This is a genomic window from Yinghuangia soli (genome assembly GCF_021502675.1).
GTDB classification, from domain to species: domain Bacteria; phylum Actinomycetota; class Actinomycetes; order Streptomycetales; family Streptomycetaceae; genus Yinghuangia; species Yinghuangia soli.
Window position 1 is genome coordinate 32,404 of record NZ_JAKFHA010000028.1, and the last position, 14,839, is coordinate 47,242.

11 protein-coding genes and 1 pseudogene are annotated in these 14,839 nt (G+C 73.8%); all 12 read left to right on the plus strand.

Features of this window, described 5'->3' with window-relative positions:
* The first annotated feature begins 122 nt into the window (after positions 1-122).
* The 12 genes and pseudogenes from LZ495_RS32590 (at position 123) to LZ495_RS32645 (ending at position 14,633) form a co-directional block, all read left to right on the plus strand.
* Positions 123-1,097: a ParA family protein gene (locus LZ495_RS32590; protein ID WP_231779721.1), complete on the plus strand. Its 975-nt coding sequence runs from the start codon at positions 123-125 to the stop codon at positions 1,095-1,097.
* Positions 1,082-1,702 (plus strand): hypothetical protein, encoded by a 621-nt coding sequence (locus LZ495_RS32595; protein WP_235056647.1) that lies wholly within the window; start codon positions 1,082-1,084, stop codon positions 1,700-1,702. Before LZ495_RS32590 ends, LZ495_RS32595 begins: the two co-directional genes overlap by 16 nt.
* 372 nt (positions 1,703-2,074) lie before the next feature.
* Positions 2,075-3,379, plus strand: a complete 1,305-nt coding sequence (locus LZ495_RS32600) for a segregation and condensation protein A (protein WP_235056648.1) — start codon at positions 2,075-2,077, stop codon at positions 3,377-3,379.
* A 338-nt stretch (positions 3,380-3,717) separates the two neighbouring features.
* A pseudogene (scpB, locus tag LZ495_RS32605) lies at positions 3,718-4,254 on the plus strand (SMC-Scp complex subunit ScpB); the annotation flags it as partial.
* Between the two features lie 470 nt (positions 4,255-4,724).
* Complete coding sequence (locus LZ495_RS32610) at positions 4,725-6,092, plus strand: pseudouridine synthase (protein ID WP_235056649.1); 1,368 nt, start codon at positions 4,725-4,727, stop codon at positions 6,090-6,092.
* Positions 6,093-6,144: 52 nt separating this feature from the next.
* Entirely contained in the window at positions 6,145-6,792 is a 648-nt protein-coding gene (locus tag LZ495_RS32615) for a Uma2 family endonuclease (protein WP_235056650.1), read from the plus strand.
* 193 nt (positions 6,793-6,985) lie between these two features.
* Positions 6,986-7,576 (plus strand): Uma2 family endonuclease, encoded by a 591-nt coding sequence (locus LZ495_RS32620; RefSeq protein WP_235056651.1) that lies wholly within the window; start codon positions 6,986-6,988, stop codon positions 7,574-7,576.
* Between the two features lie 73 nt (positions 7,577-7,649).
* Positions 7,650-8,348 (plus strand): Pr6Pr family membrane protein, encoded by a 699-nt coding sequence (locus tag LZ495_RS32625; RefSeq protein WP_235056652.1) that lies wholly within the window; start codon positions 7,650-7,652, stop codon positions 8,346-8,348.
* Positions 8,349-8,513: 165 nt separating this feature from the next.
* Complete coding sequence (locus LZ495_RS32630) at positions 8,514-10,997, plus strand: hypothetical protein (RefSeq protein ID WP_235056653.1); 2,484 nt, start codon at positions 8,514-8,516, stop codon at positions 10,995-10,997.
* Positions 10,998-10,999: 2 nt separating this feature from the next.
* Positions 11,000-13,144, plus strand: a complete 2,145-nt coding sequence (locus LZ495_RS32635; RefSeq protein ID WP_235056654.1) for a hypothetical protein — start codon at positions 11,000-11,002, stop codon at positions 13,142-13,144.
* Between the two features lie 32 nt (positions 13,145-13,176).
* The gene (locus tag LZ495_RS32640) at positions 13,177-13,416 is read left to right on the plus strand and encodes a hypothetical protein (RefSeq protein WP_235056655.1); all 240 of its coding nucleotides are present in this window, start codon (positions 13,177-13,179) and stop codon (positions 13,414-13,416) included.
* 125 nt (positions 13,417-13,541) lie between these two features.
* A complete protein-coding gene (locus LZ495_RS32645) occupies positions 13,542-14,633 on the plus strand; it encodes a prephenate dehydrogenase (RefSeq protein ID WP_268823646.1) in 1,092 nt (363 codons plus the stop codon).
* Positions 14,634-14,839: the final 206 nt, after the last annotated feature.

Genomic DNA, 14,839 nt, shown 5'->3' on the forward strand with positions numbered 1-14,839 from the left:
GCTCTGCCGCGGAGCAGCAGGGGACGCGCGACGCCGCGCTCCCGTCGACGGCCGACCAAGCGGGTACCGCGGGTGGTGCAGGGGTCCCGGGCGGGACCGAGACGGACGAGTACGCGTACGACATGTACTACTACGACGACGAACTCCGCTACGCCGAAGAGCTGCGCGGCGGTCCGTTCGATCCGGACGCCGACTACGAGCCGGACCCGGAGTACGCCGCGACCCTCGCCCCCGACGCCGCCACGCAGCGCCGCGAGCGCGTCGGTCCGACCGGCCGTCCCCTCCCGTACTTCCCGGTGCCCGGGCCCGTCTCGGAGCACGGCCCCGCGAAGATCATCGCGATGTGCAACCAGAAGGGCGGCGTCGGCAAGACCACGTCGACCATCAACCTGGGTGCCGCACTCGCGGAATACGGCCGCCGCGTCCTGCTCGTGGACTTCGACCCGCAGGGCGCGCTCTCGGTGGGCCTCGGGGTGAACCCGATGGAGCTCGAACTCACCGTCTACAACCTGCTGATGGAGTCGCACCTCAGCGCGGACGACGTCCTGCTGAAGACCATCATCCCGGGCATGGACCTGCTGCCCAGCAACATCGACCTGTCCGCGGCCGAGGTCCAGCTGGTCACCGAGGTGGCCCGCGAGACGACCCTGGCCCGCGCGATCCGGCCGCTGGTGCAGGACTACGACTACATCATCATCGACTGCCAGCCCTCGCTGGGCCTGCTCACGGTCAACGCGCTCACCGCCGCGGACAGCGTCATCGTGCCGCTGGAGTGCGAGTTCTTCGCACTGCGCGGTGTCGCGCTGCTGACCGAGACCATCGAGAAGGTGCACGAGCGGCTCAACCCGAACCTGGTGCTCGACGGCATCCTGGCCACCATGTACGACGTGCGCACCGTGCACGGGCGCGAGGTGCTGGCCCGGGTCGTCGAGGCGTTCGGCGAACAGGTCTTCCACACCGTGATCGGACGCACCGTCCGGTTCCCGGAGACCACCGTCGCGGGTGAACCGATCACGACGTACGCGTCGAACTCCGTAGGGGCCGCCGCGTATCGCCAGCTTGCGAGGGAGGTGCTCGCACGGTGCCGCGCCGAGTGAGCCTGCCGGGCGCCGACGAGTTGTTCCGGACCACCGGGGGAGCGTCGCTGACCACCCGTCAGGCGACCGAGGCCGCCGGTGCGTCCGGCGCACCCGGCGGCGCGGCCGCGGCAGCGGGCAGCGGGGCGGCCGGCAACGGGCACGCCCGCGCGGTCCCGGCGCCCTCCCCGGGCCAGGACCCCGAGCCCGAGCACTCCGGGGCGCACAACTCCGCAGCGGACCCGAGCGGTTCGGCGGACCAGCCGGGCGGCCGCCCGGCGGCCCACCAGGAGGCGCGTCCGGTCGAACAGCGCACGGTGCCGGCCCCGGCCCGCGAACCGGGGGCCCCGGCCGCCGCGCCGCGCGCCGTGGTGCCGCGCCGCAAGCAGCGCCGGCCCAGCGGCCGCGAACGGCACGACGAGAAGATCACCGTGTACGTCTCGGCCGAGGAGCTCATGGACCTCGAGCACGCGCGGCTCACGCTGCGCGGCGACTTCGGGCTCGCGGTGGACCGCGGCCGGATAGTGCGCGAGGCCATCGCCGTGGTGCTGGCCGACCTGGAGGCGCGCGGCGAAGCGAGCATCCTGGTGCGGCGGTTGCGCGGCGGACCCGGACCGGGGCACTGACCGGGCGGCTGATCGGATCATCTTCATCGGATGCGGTGCGCGGTGCGGACCTGGTGGCGACGTCGCGGAATGACGAAGACATGAAGTGACGAAGTGACCATGTGACGACGGCGGATCGCCGATGACCGGGGGCGGGAACGCGACCGGGCCGCAAGGCCCGGAAGTGGATCCGCCCCCGATCCGCGTCTCCGGGGCCGGGAGTTCGTCCCGGCGCCCGGCCCGCGCCGCCCGGACGCCCGGCCCGCACGGCCTCGCCGCGGTCCGCTCGGCACCGCCGGAACGTCCGCACCCTTGCGTCGATCAGCGGAAACCCGGCCCCGGCCCGGCGAGCCGACCCGACGGAACCGCCCCTGCCCAGCACGATGGAACCCGATGTCCACTGCGAACCCAGTCCCTCCCGCCCGGCGCGCCCTCGGCCGCGGCGCGCACGCCGCGCTGCCCGCGCAGGCGTCGCACGAGGACGAGACGAACACGGCGACGGCGTACGGAGACGGCACTCCCGGCGGCGGCAGCGTCAGCGGTGGTGATGCCGCGGAAGCGGCGGTGGCCGAGGTCTCCTCGGCGGCCGCGGTCGAGGTGGCCGAGAGCGCACCCGGGGCGGCACCCGGGGGTGGGGCCGAGAGCGAGCCCGAGGCTGCGACCGAGACCGAGACCGAGACCGAGACCGAGACCGAGACCGAGACCGAGACCGAGGCTGAGCCCGAGGCCGGGGCGCCCGCGGGGTCCGGCGGAACGGACGCCGCGGATGCGGCGGGCGATGCGCCTGCCGAGACCGCCGCGGCCGCCGAGTCCGCCGACGCCTCCGAGCACAAGGGCTTCGCGGTCCGCCTCGACAACTTCGAGGGGCCCTTCGACCTGCTGCTCGGGCTCATCGCCAAGCACAAGCTCGATGTCACCGAAGTCTCGCTGTCGAAGGTCACCGACGAGTTCATCTCGTACATCCGCGCCCAGGGCCCCGAGTGGGACCTCGGCGTGGCCACCGAGTTCCTGGTCGTCGCGGCCACGCTCCTCGACCTGAAGGCGGCCCGTCTGCTGCCGTCCGCGGAGGTCGAGGACGAAGAGGACCTCGCCCTGCTGGAGGCCCGCGACCTGCTGTTCGCCCGGCTTCTGCAGTACCGGGCGTACAAGGAGATCGCCTCGATCTTCGAGGACCGCTGGGCCAAGGAGAGCCGCCGCTACCCGCGCGACGTGCCGCTCGAGGAGCGCTACAGCGGCATGCTCCCCGAGCTCGTCATCAAGATGGACCTGGACAAGTTCGCGCGGATAGCGGCCCGGGCCATGACGCCCAAGGGCCCCAAGACCGTCTCGATCGAGCACATCCACGTGCAGCGGGTCAGCGTCCGCGAGCAGTCCGAGATCGTCGTGGCACGGCTCCGTAAGCACGGTGCGCTGACCTTCCGCGCGCTGACCGCGGACTGCCCCGACAACCTGCACGTCATCGCGCGGTTCCTGTGCCTGCTCGAACTCTTCCGCGAGGCCGCGGTCGGATTCGACCAGGTCGAGGCGCTCGGCGAACTGCACGTGCGGTGGACCGGCGGCGAGACGGACGCACCGGTGGTCGGCGCCGAGTTCGACGAGCAGGACGGCGACGTCGACGAGGACGGCGAGGACGACGCCGTACCGGAGGACGTACAGGACGCGGACGAGGCCGCGGCGGACGTGGAGGAGGCGGTATGACCGACGACGGATTCTGGATCGAGCCGCCGGACGAGGTCCCCGGTACGCCGGACGCCGCCACGACGGAGACGGCGGCCGCGGGGCTGCCGATACAGCGCGAGCACGCCCAGGACGAGCAGGCCGCGGAGGAAGGGGCGGACGACGCCTCGGACGGCCCTGCGCCCGTCCCCGAAACGGCTGATGCGCCAGAGGCCCGCACGGTGCCCGCCCAGCCCGCGGGCGGGCAGCCCGAAGGGGCCGGGCAGCCCGAGGAGCCCGAGCAGCCCGTGCGCGCCGAGGAGCCGCAGTACGAGGCACTCGATCCCGCGCTGCTCAAGCCGCAGCTCGAAGCCGTCCTGATGGTCGTCGACAACCCCGTACCGGACGTGGTCCTCGCGCAGGTCCTCGAACAGCCGACCGAAGCGGTCCTGACCGCGCTCCGCGAGCTGTCCGAGGAGTACACCGCGCAGGGCCGCGGCTTCGACCTGCGGCAGGTGGCCGGCGGCTGGCGCTTCTACACGCGCCCGGAGCACGCCGAGGCGGTGGAGAAGTTCGTCCTGGACGGGCAGCAGTCCAAGCTCACCCAGGCCGCCCTGGAGACGCTCGCGGTGGTGGCGTACCGGCAGCCGGTCAGCCGCAGCCGGATCTCCGCGGTCCGCGGCGTCAACTGCGACGGCGTCATGCGCACGCTGCTGGCCCGCGGCCTGGTCGAGGAGTACGGCACGGAGCCGGAGACCGGTGCCTTCCTCTACCGGACCACCGACTTCTTCCTGGAGCGGATGGGGCTGGTGAGTCTGGACGAGCTGCCCGAGCTGGCGCCGTTCCTGCCCGAGGTCGAGGCGCTGGAGGCGGAGACCGAGGGCGGCTTCGACGGCTTCCCGGTCCGCTCCCCGAACGGCTCGGGCCCGTCCGGCGGCAGCGCCGACGCCGACACCGGCGACGCAGCCGACCCGGACGCGGACCCCGACGCGGACCCGGACACCGAAGACGCTGCCGAGAACGACGCCGACCCCGAAGCGGCGGCCGACCCTGACGCCGACGCCGACGCCGACGCCGACGCCGACGCCGACACGGGCCGCGCGGCCGAAGGCCCCGACGTGCCCCGCGACAGCGTCCCCGACCTCCCCGAAGACCCCTCCGCGGACCCCGGCGGCCCCGACTCTGCCCCGGTGGCAGCCGAGGGGGCCGAAACCGGGGATACTGGTGGGGAAGACCCCGCGGCGGCGGATGCCGAGGACAGCGCCGACAGCGCTCCCGCAGACCCCGCTCCCGCGGCCGACGACCCCACCGACACCGGTCGTGTGTCCATGCCCGCCGAAGCGCGGGGCGTGGCCGACGAGGCCGGACTGACGACTACGGACGATTGATGGCTGGCACAGGCAGGCAGGGCTCCGGCCGCGGCAACTACCGCGGCGCGGGCAACAACCGCGACGAGCGCTCCGGCGCACCGCGCGGCGAAAGCCGCGGAGGGGCGGCCGGGCGCGACGGCGGGAGCCGGGGTGCGGGCCAGGGGTCCGGCGGCTACGGCGAGCGTTCCGGCGGTCCGGGCGGCGGCGGTTACGGCGGCAGCCGGGGCGCGGGCCAAGGCTCCGGCGGCCGCGGCGGGTCCGGCGGCGGCTACGGCGAGCGTTCGGGCGGCTCGGGCAGTTCGGGTGGCGGTTACGGCGGCGGCCGAGGCGGTTCTTCCGGCGGCCGAGGCGGCGCGGGCGGCCAGGGCGGCGGCCGCGGTGGCTCCGGCGGCGGGTATGGCGAGCGTTCCGGCGGGTCCGGTGGCGGCTACGGCGGCGGCTCGGGCCGCTCCGGTGGCAGCGGCAGCGGCAGCGGTTCCGGCGGCGGTTCGCGCTCCGGCGGCAGCGCCGGGCGTCCGGGCTCCGGCGGCTACGGCTACGGCGGCACCGGGAACACCGGCGGCCGTCCGGCGCAGAACCGGCGTCCCGCGGGTGGCACGTCGCGCCCCGACCGGCGCCCGACGACCGTCCGCGAGGGCGAGCGCACCCCGCGCGAGGCGCAGGAAGGCGTGCGCCTGCAGAAGGTGATGGCCCAGGCCGGCATCGGCAGCCGCCGCGCGTGCGAAGAGCTCATCGAGATGGGCCGCGTCGAGGTCAACGGCAAGGTCGTGCGCGAGCAGGGCATGCGCGTCGACCCGGCACAGGTCGAGATCAAGGTCGACGGCCTGCGGATCCCGACGTCCAGCGGCGAGGTCTACATAGCGCTGAACAAGCCGGCCGGCGTCGTGTCGACGATGTTCGACCCGGAGGGCCGCCCGACGCTGTCGGAGTACATCACCGACCACGAGCAGCGGCTGTTCCACGTCGGGCGCCTGGACACCGACACCGAGGGCCTGATCCTGCTCACCAACCACGGCGAGCTGTCGAACCGGCTGACCCACCCGCGCTACGAGGTGACCAAGACGTACCTCGCGCAGATCCAGGGCCCGATCCCGCGCGACCTCGGCAAGCGCCTCAAGGAAGGCGTCGAGTTGGAGGACGGCCTGGCGCGCGCGGACAGCTTCCGCATCATCGACCAGCTCGGCAAGACCTACATGGTCGAGGTCGTGCTGCACGAGGGCCGCAAGCACATCGTCCGCCGCATGCTGGCTGAGCTCGGCTTCCCGGTCGAGCGCCTGGTCCGCACGAAGTTCGGCCCGATCCAACTGGGCGACCAGCGCCCGGGCCGCACCCGCCGCCTCTCGAACGAGGAGATCGGCCTCCTCTTCCGCGAGGTAGGCCTGTAGGCGCTCGAATAGGTGTCCACTCCCACGGGTGAAGTGACGGTGATTCCCGGACATGGTCGACCGACGCGACGAAACTGACGGCGCCGAGGACAACCGGACGGAGGGGGTCATGAGTCTTGCTCACGGATTCGGGGGCGGCGATTTCCTGTCGCACCCTGGTGAATGGACAGTGCAGGAGGTTCTGGACCTGCCTGAGGACAGCCATCAGCGCACCGAGCTTGTGGACGGTGCGCTGATCATGTCGCCCAGTGCAGGTGTTCCGCATCAGCGGGCCATGGTCAGGCTGTGGCGCGTGCTGGCGGATGCGGCCGAGGCAGTCGGCGCGCCGGTCGAGGTGCTGCCGGACGTCAACGTCCTGGTGCCGTGCGGGTTGCTGATCCCGGACATTGCGATCCTGGACGCCCAGGTGGCCGCACGTGCGGACAAGGTGGTGCCCGCAGAGGCGGTCTTCGTGGTCGTGGAGGTCGTGTCCCCGTCCAATCGCCGGACGGACATGGCACTCAAGCCGAAGGTCTACGCCGAAGCAGGGATCCCGCAGTACTGGCGCGTCGAGTTGGCGCCGGCTGCGTGCATCACCGTCGATGAACTGGACGGGGGTCGCTACGTCACCACGCAAGTCATCACCGCAGGGCGGCCGGGGCAGGTGCTGAAGCCCTTCCCCGTCGACCTCGACCCGGGAATCCTGCCGGGGCCGCGCTGACGGCCGGTCGCGGCCGATGGGGCCGGAAGAGCGTCGCTACGCGGAGCGTGGCGGCGCTCTTCTACGATGAAGGGGGTCTGTACGGCACCCGCACAGGCGTTCGCTCCGAAGAGTGAAATGACGGTGATTCCCGGACATGGTCGACCGACGCGACGAAACTGACGGCGCCGAGGACAACCGGACGGAGGGGGTCATGAGTCTTGCCCAGGTGGAGGTTCCACAGCGGACTGGAATCAGTCAGCCGTGGACCGTGGAACAAGTCCTGCGGATGCCGGACGACGCGGAGCAGCGGACCGAGCTGGTCGGCGGGTCGCTGCTGATGTCGCCGAGTCCCGGACTGCCGCATCAGATGGCCTCGCGGCGGTTGGCGAACCGGCTGGAGAGCGCCGCTGCGGCGGCGGGGTTCCCGATCGTCGTGTACGAGGCCGTCAACGTCGTGTTCGCCGACAGTCTGCTGATTCCGGACATCGTCCTGGTCGACGACCTGGCGGCGAGCGACGAAGACGGCCGGGCAGTGCCTGCCGAGGCGGTGCTGCTCGCCGTCGAGATCGCGTCGCCGTCCAACCGGGCGAACGACGTCACGGTGAAACCGGCGATCTACGCGGCGGCCGGGATCCCCTGGTACTGGCGCCTCGACATGCGGCCGGCCCCGAAGCTGGTGATCAGCGAGTTGGAGGCAGGCCGCTATGTCGAGCGGTCGGTGGCACCGGCCGGCAAGGACACCTCGTGGGAGGAGCCCTTCCCGATGACACTGAATCCGTTGGAGCTGCTGCGCCTGCGGTGAAAGCGGCCCGAGCCGGAGAGAAGGAAGAGCGTCGCTGCACTTCGGTGCGGCGGCGCTTTTCTATGATCTTGGGATGGATTCGACCGGTTCGGAAGAGCGGCTGGGGCTCAGCCGCCAGGATGTGCGCACGTTCGCGCGGATGTGGCACGGGCTGACCGCGCTGATCGGGCTGGTCGGGCTGATCACGCAGTTCGTGCTGAGTGCCAAGGGCAGTTCCGAGTCCTCGTCGGACAACCCCGCGGTGCGGATCCTGCGGTACTTCAGCTTCTTCACGATCCAGAGCAACATCCTCATCACCGTGACCGCGGTGCAGTTGACGCTGCGGCCGGACCGGGACGGGCCGCTGTGGCGGGTCCTGCGGCTGACCGCGCTGGTGTGCATCACCACGACCGGGATCGTGTACGGGACAGTGCTGGCCGGCACCGTCGAGCTGCACGGGGCCGGGCTGTTCGCGGACAAGCTGCTGCACTACGCGATGCCTGCGGTGGCCGTGCTGGGCTGGTTCCTGTTCGGGCCGCGGCCGCGCATCGACCGGGCGACTCCGGTGCTGATCCTGGCCTTTCCGCTGTGCTGGGCGGTCTACACGCTGATCCACGGGGCGATCACCGACTGGTACCCGTACCCGTTCACGGACGTGGTGGAGCGCGGCTATGCCGCTGTCATCCGCAACATCCTGTTCGTGGGCGTGATGATCGTGGTGTTCGGCATGGCGTACGGGTACGGCGACCGCAAGCTGCCGGTGGTGCCGGACCGGCGGCGGGTGCCCCGCTGAGCGGTCGCGCACGCGTGGTCGACGCGCGTCCGGGGAAGTTGCGGCGTACGACACGCCACTGGGTTCGCCACCCGGCTGCGGCGCCGGGCAACGCCTGCTAGAACGTTGGCAGGGTGACGCGCCGCGTTCGAATGCGCCACCCGGTCGATCGGGGTGGGGGGTGGCGTGGCGGCGAACACGGGCGGAGCGATCCTCGACCGGATCGTCTACCGGTGGCAGGACCGGGACTTGCTGGGCGGGCACGGGTTGGGGCCCGTCGCGACGTCCCTTGCGCCCGGCGGGCTGGATGCATGGGCGGCCGAACTGGCCGGGCACGTGGGCATGGACGTCGACGCCGAGAGCGGCCCGTACACGAGTGTGTGCTGGGCCCGGACCAGTTCGGGGCCCGCGCTGGTGCACCGCGAGTTCGCGCTGCACGGGCGCGACAGCAGGCCCGGCAACGTGGCCCACGTGCTGCTCGACCCGGGGCGGGCGCTGGGGCCGCATGTGGTGCTGGCGCTCGGCAAGTTCGACTGGGCTGGCGAAGGCGGGCCGCCGGGCGAAGTCGCGCCGGGCTACGCGCTCACCGGGATCTCCGCGGAACGCCTGATCGCCGTCGCATACGAGCGTGCCGCCGGGCTGCGGGCGGCGGCCCGGACCAGGCGTCCGGCACTGGAGCGCATCGTCGAGACGCTGCTGGCGCGCCCGCGTGCCACGCTCTCGCTGCTGCAGCGCGACGCCGGCCCGGACCCCACGCCGCTGCTGTGGGGCGTGTTCGACTTGGTCAGCCATCTGGTGCGGGGGAGTTGGAGCTTCTCGACGTACGAGACCCGCGACGATGCGAGCCGCCCCCGGTTCGTCGTGCTGCCGCACTGGCCGCGCGACGAGTCGCCCGCGCGCGAGCGGCTGGACATCGGCGGGGACGCGGGGCCGCGCGGCGGCATCTACGCCGAGGCGGCGCGCCGCCTGGTGGCCTGCTACGCCGAGCGGCCGTGGGAGGAAACCCGGGCGCTGCTCGTCGAGTTGCGCCTTGCCGCGGAGCTGGAGCCGTGGGCCAAGGCGCAGGCGGTGCTGCGGGTGCTGGAGGCGGATCCGCCTGCGCGTGCGGCGAAGGCCGGCGCGAAGGCGGGGGCCGGTGCGAAGGCGGGGGCCGCGCCGGGCGCGGGCGGTACGGCGGACCCGACGTGGGCGGCGGGGGTTTCCGCGGCCGGCGGTGCGCCGAGTGCCGGCGGCTCCGGCGGTTCTGGTGGATCCGGTGGTGCCGTGGGCGCCGCCGCGGCGCTGGCTGCGGCGGCCAGGAACCTGCCGGAGACCGCGCACATGCCCGTGGTCGCGGCCGGTGACGCCGGCCGGCAGGCGGCAGGCGGTGATGCCCCGGACCGCGAGTCCCGGGTGTCGCTGGTGAAGGCCGGGCGCCGGCACGGGGCTTCGCCGCACGGTGCGGCGGGGCGGTCGGGTGCGGCGGCGCCGAGCGGGTGGGACTCGCTGGTGCGGGCGTCGGTCCCGGATCCGGACTCCGGGGCGGCGCGGCGCCGCGCGGAGGCGGTGCCGGGTCCGGCTGCCGCGGGTCCGGCCGCCGCAGGTTCGGCCCCGACGGGTCAGGCTGCCCCGGGTTCGGGCGCGACGGGTCCGGCGGCCGCGGGTTCGGCCGTCCCAGGCGCGGCGCTGTCGGCAGGCCACGCGCAGGGGCCTGCCGGGGCGGTGGATTCCATCGGGCCGGGCGGTCCGGGTGCGGCGCGGCACAAGGTGCGGAGCATGGACATCCCGGCACCGCCTTCCCCGGCCCCCGGCGGTGGTTCGGGCGCGGCGCCCGCGCCGGCCGCACCGGTGGCGCCGCCGCAGATCGAGCGGCCGCACGGGCCCGCCCCGGAGCAGCCCGAGACGCGCTACCTCCCCGTCGCGCTGCCGGTCCCCGAGCGGGCGGCTCCGGCGGCTCCGCCCGGCGCGCGGCGTTCCGGCCGGGCAGGCGGCCCCGGGCAGCCAGGGGGCGGGCCGCTCGCGCCGGGCACGCGCGGGCTGCTGCCACCGCAAGGTGCCCCGGCGGCACCCCCGCCTCCCAACGGGCCGCCCGAGCGTACGCCGCGCGACTGGGACCGGGCCGGGTGGGCCGAGGACGGCGTATCGGACCATGCGCTGCAGGCGCTGGCCGATGCGGCGCGCCGGCTCGCGGGCGGCGCGACCGTGCAGGACCCGGAGTTCCGGGCGCGTCTGGAGCAGGCGGACCTGGTCGCGGTGGCGGTCGGGCTCGAACGCGCGGACGAGGCCTTGCTGCCCGCGCTGGTCGAACGCCTGAGCGTCCTGGTCGCCAGTCCGCCGCGGTTCCCGACCCCGCGCGAGCAGGCCGCGCTCGAACGCGTGCTCGCCGGGCTCGACGGCCCGTTGCGCACGGTCGACCGGTGCGGTGTGGCGCGCCATCAGATCGCGTCAATCATCGGCCAGTTCGCCGCATATGTCCTCGACGGGTGTCAGACTGACAGCGCGGCCGACCACTTGGCCGCGGTCGTCCGCAACCTCGACACCGTCCCCGGCACCTATCGCCCGTACCAGCAGGAACTCATCCGGGCCGCGGTCGTGCACGGCCTCGGCGCACGCTTCTTCGAGGAGATCGGCCGGCTGTGGGCGGCCAGCCGATCCCTCCTTCCCGACCCGGCGGACCCCTTGGAGGGGTAGTCATGGAGGGCACCACCCGACCGGCGACGACCCGGCAGCCGCTGCACCAGATCGTCTACCGGTGGCAGCGCCAGGACCTGTTCGGACGCAAGGGCCTGGGCCCGGCGGCGACTTCGCTACCGGTCGTGGACCTGGCCCGGATAGCGCCGGACCTCGCGGAGGCGGTGGCCGCGGAGTTCGGCGGCGACGGCGCGCCGCTGACCAGCACGTCCCTCACCCACGTCGACAGCTATGCGGCGGTGATCCACCGGGTGGCCTCGGAGTTCGAGCAAGGCCGCCTCGGCAACCACGCGCACGTCCTCCTCGGCACCCGGGCCGGGCTCCTGCCGCACGCGGTGCTGGCCCTCGACAAGTGGACGTGGCGCGGCGGGCAGCCCCCGCTGGGCGAGATCCCGGTCGGGCGGCGGCTCGCGCGCGTCCCGTACACGATCCTCGACGACGCCCTGGCCGACCGGGCGTTCGGCCTGCGCGACGCGGCCCGCGAACGCGCCGCCGAACTCGTCGAGGTGCTGGCCGCGGTGCTGCGGCGGCCCGCGATGAGCTTCTCGATCCGGCTCTCCGACTGCGGCGGCGACCCGGTCGCGCTGCTGTGGGGGCTGTTCGACCTGATCACGGTGCCGCTGCCGGGACCGCTGACCTTCTCCACGTACGAGACCACCGACGGCAACGGGCGGCCCCGGTTCGTGGTGGTGCCGCGCTGGCCCTCGCAGGAGGTGTGGAGCGGCCGGCACCGCATCGACCCCGACGCGGAGGCGCGTACCGACGTGTACCGGGCCGCCGCGGACCACATGGTGCGGCGCTACGTCGAGGCCGACTGGGACACGATGTACCCGCTGCTGCGCAGCCTCCAGGAACTGCGGCGCTATCCGCCGTACGACCGGGCCGTCGAGATCCGCGACCGCTTCGCCCGCAGCGCGGTCGGCACGGGGGCGGACTTCGGCACCGACATCGGCTACACCGAGGCCGCACTCGCGGACGCGACAGTGGACGAGGTCGAGCCGCCGTACCGCGCCGAACCGGTCCAGGAGATCCGCACCCACGCGGGCTTGTGGCGCGACGACCCGGAACCTGCGGAAGGTACGAGGTTCATGCCCGTGCCGCAGCCGCAGGCGCAGGCACAACCTCCGGCTGCAGCACCCGCCCCCGCCCCCGCGCCTGAGCCCGCGCCTGAGCCCGCGCCAGCCCCCGCGCCGGCCGCGACCACTGCCGCTGCCGCGGTCTCCGCCCCCGCGCAGCTTCCCCGCCGCACTCCGGCCAAGCAGCGCGACCGGGGCTTCGAATCCACCCCTGCACCGCGCCCCCGCACCCCCGCGCCGGCCCCCGCCGCTGCTGAGCCACCGCCGCCCCGCAGCCCCGAGCCCGAGGCCCGCACAGCCGAGCCCGAGGCCCCCGCCGAGTTGTCCGCCCCGACCGCCCCCGCCCCCGTGGCGGAGCCCGATCCCCGACGCGATCCCGAGCCGACGGCCTCGCCCGTTGACGCCGGCACGTCCGCCGATGCCCGCACGTCCGCCGAACCCGAGGCCTTCCCCGCCCCCTCCGCAAGCCGCCCCGCCCCCGTGCCGGACCGCCCCGACGACCCGCCGCCCAGCGCCGCCACCGCCGAACGCGACCGCTGGAAGCAGCGCGGCGTCTACGACGAGGACATCGACGCCCTGGAGTTCGCCGTCGACCAGATCGCCGACGGCGGCGCGGACCGCGCCGTCGCCTTCGTCGAGGACGTCGTCGCCCTGGCCGCGGCCCTGGAACTGGCCGACATCAGGCTGCTGCCGTACGTCGCCGAGCACTTCCCCAAGCGCCTCGACGGCGCCCCGAAGTGGTCCCAACGCGAACGCCAGGCCGTCCGGCAGGTCCTGCTGCACCCCACCAGGTACGGCGACCGCCTGGTCGAGTCCGGCACCGACCCCAAGACCGTCCGCAAGCTCTTCGAACGCCTGGTCCGCGTCGTCCTGACCCTGGAGAAGGACCCCGCCAAGCCGTTGCGCGTCCTCGCCAAGGACCTCCTCAGCGAACGCCGCACGCTCGCCCCGTACCCGGTCCTCGACGACGTCCTGCGCAAATCCTCCTGGGAACCGGCCTACTACCAGGAACTAGGCCGCCGATGGGCCGAACTCCACCCCACCCACGACACCCCGCCGACAGGTGAGTGATCGGTCCGTTGCCGACATCCCAAGCAGGTCGCGTGCCACTGCACGACGCGTTCCCCTGGGTACGCCATCTCAGCGAGGCGGAGACCCGCGAGTTCGCCCTCGAACTGCGCGGGGCACTGTCCGGCGACGTGGAGCCCGAGGCGAGGCGCGCGGCGCAGTCCGCCATCGTGTCGTGGCGTGCCACGGCCCGGATCCACGCCGACCCGGTGCAGGAATCGGACGCAGCGCGGCCGCTCGCGGACGGCTTCGGGCGGGTCGAGGTCTGCGGGTAGCGGCAGCCGCCCGGCCACCGAATGGCTGGTCGCCCGGTGTCCACTGGGCAGACAGCGCGTGAGGGGTGGCCGGGGGGCGGTTAGCCTGAGGGGGATTCGCGTCCTCTCGTCTGCAACGGAGTTCCCTGATGCGTAGTGCTGCCGTCGTCGGCACGGGTCTGATCGGGACCTCCGTCGCGCTCGCGCTGACCGCTCGGGGAATCACGGTGTACCTGCGGGACGCCGATCCGACCGCGGCGCGGACTGCCGCGGCGCTGGGGGCCGGGCTGGACGAGGCGCCGCCGGCCGGGGGTGTGGACCTGGCCGTGCTGGCCGTGCCGCCGAACCGGATCGGGAGCACCCTCAAGGAGTGCCAGGACGCCGGGCTGGCGCACAGCTACACCGATGTGGGCAGCGTGAAGGAGCAGCCGCTGCGCGACATCGAGGTACTGGGCTGCGACATCTCCCGCTACATCGGCGGGCACCCGCTGGCCGGCCGGGAGCGGTCGGGGCCGCTGGCCGCCCGGGCGGACTTGTTCGACGGGCGGCCGTGGGTGCTGACCCCGTCCCGGGACACCGACACCGAGACCCTCAACCGGGCGCTGGAGATGGTCGCGCTGTGCCGGGCGGTGCCGGTGGTCATGGAGCCCCGGGCGCACGACCACGCGGTCGCGCTCGTGTCGCATGCGCCGCACCTCGTGTCCGCGCTGATGGCCGCGCGCCTGGAGGACGCGGCCGACACCGCGACCCGGCTGGCCGGCCAGGGCGTCCGCGACGTCACCCGCATTGCCGGGTCGGACCCGCGGCTGTGGATCGAGATCCTGGGCGCGAACGCGACCGCCGTCGCGGACGTCCTGGCCGGTCTCGCCGACGACCTCAACGAGACCGTCACCTCGCTGCGCGCGCTGGCCGCCGAGGACGAGGCGAAGCGGCTCAGCGGCACGGAGGGCATCACCGGGATCCTCCGCCGCGGCAACGCCGGGCACGCCCGGATCCCGGGCAAGCACGGTGCACCGGCCGCGCGGTATGACGCCGTCCCGGTGGTCGTCGGCGACCAGCCGGGCGAGCTGGCCCGCCTCTTCGCGGACGTCGGTGCGTCCGGCGTCAACATCGAGGACATGACCATCGACCACTCCCCGGGCCGCCCGGCGGGTCTCGTCGAGCTGATGGTGGACCCGGCCGCCGCCGAGGGCCTGGTCGTGGACCTCCGCCGCAAGGGCTGGAACGTCCAGCGCTGACTCCTGCCGGAGGTCCTGCGTTCCGCGCGGCGATCGGGCGCCGGTCCGGTTCTTGGCAGTTGCTGACGTGGACGGCGGGGCCGCGGTCTGGGTGCAAGGCCGGTTCGGGCGTACGGGTGGGATGGGTGTTCGGGTTGGGGCGGGTTGTGGCGGGGGATGACCGGATCGTTGCATCGCCACCCCCACGCCACCCCTGGTAACTGCCA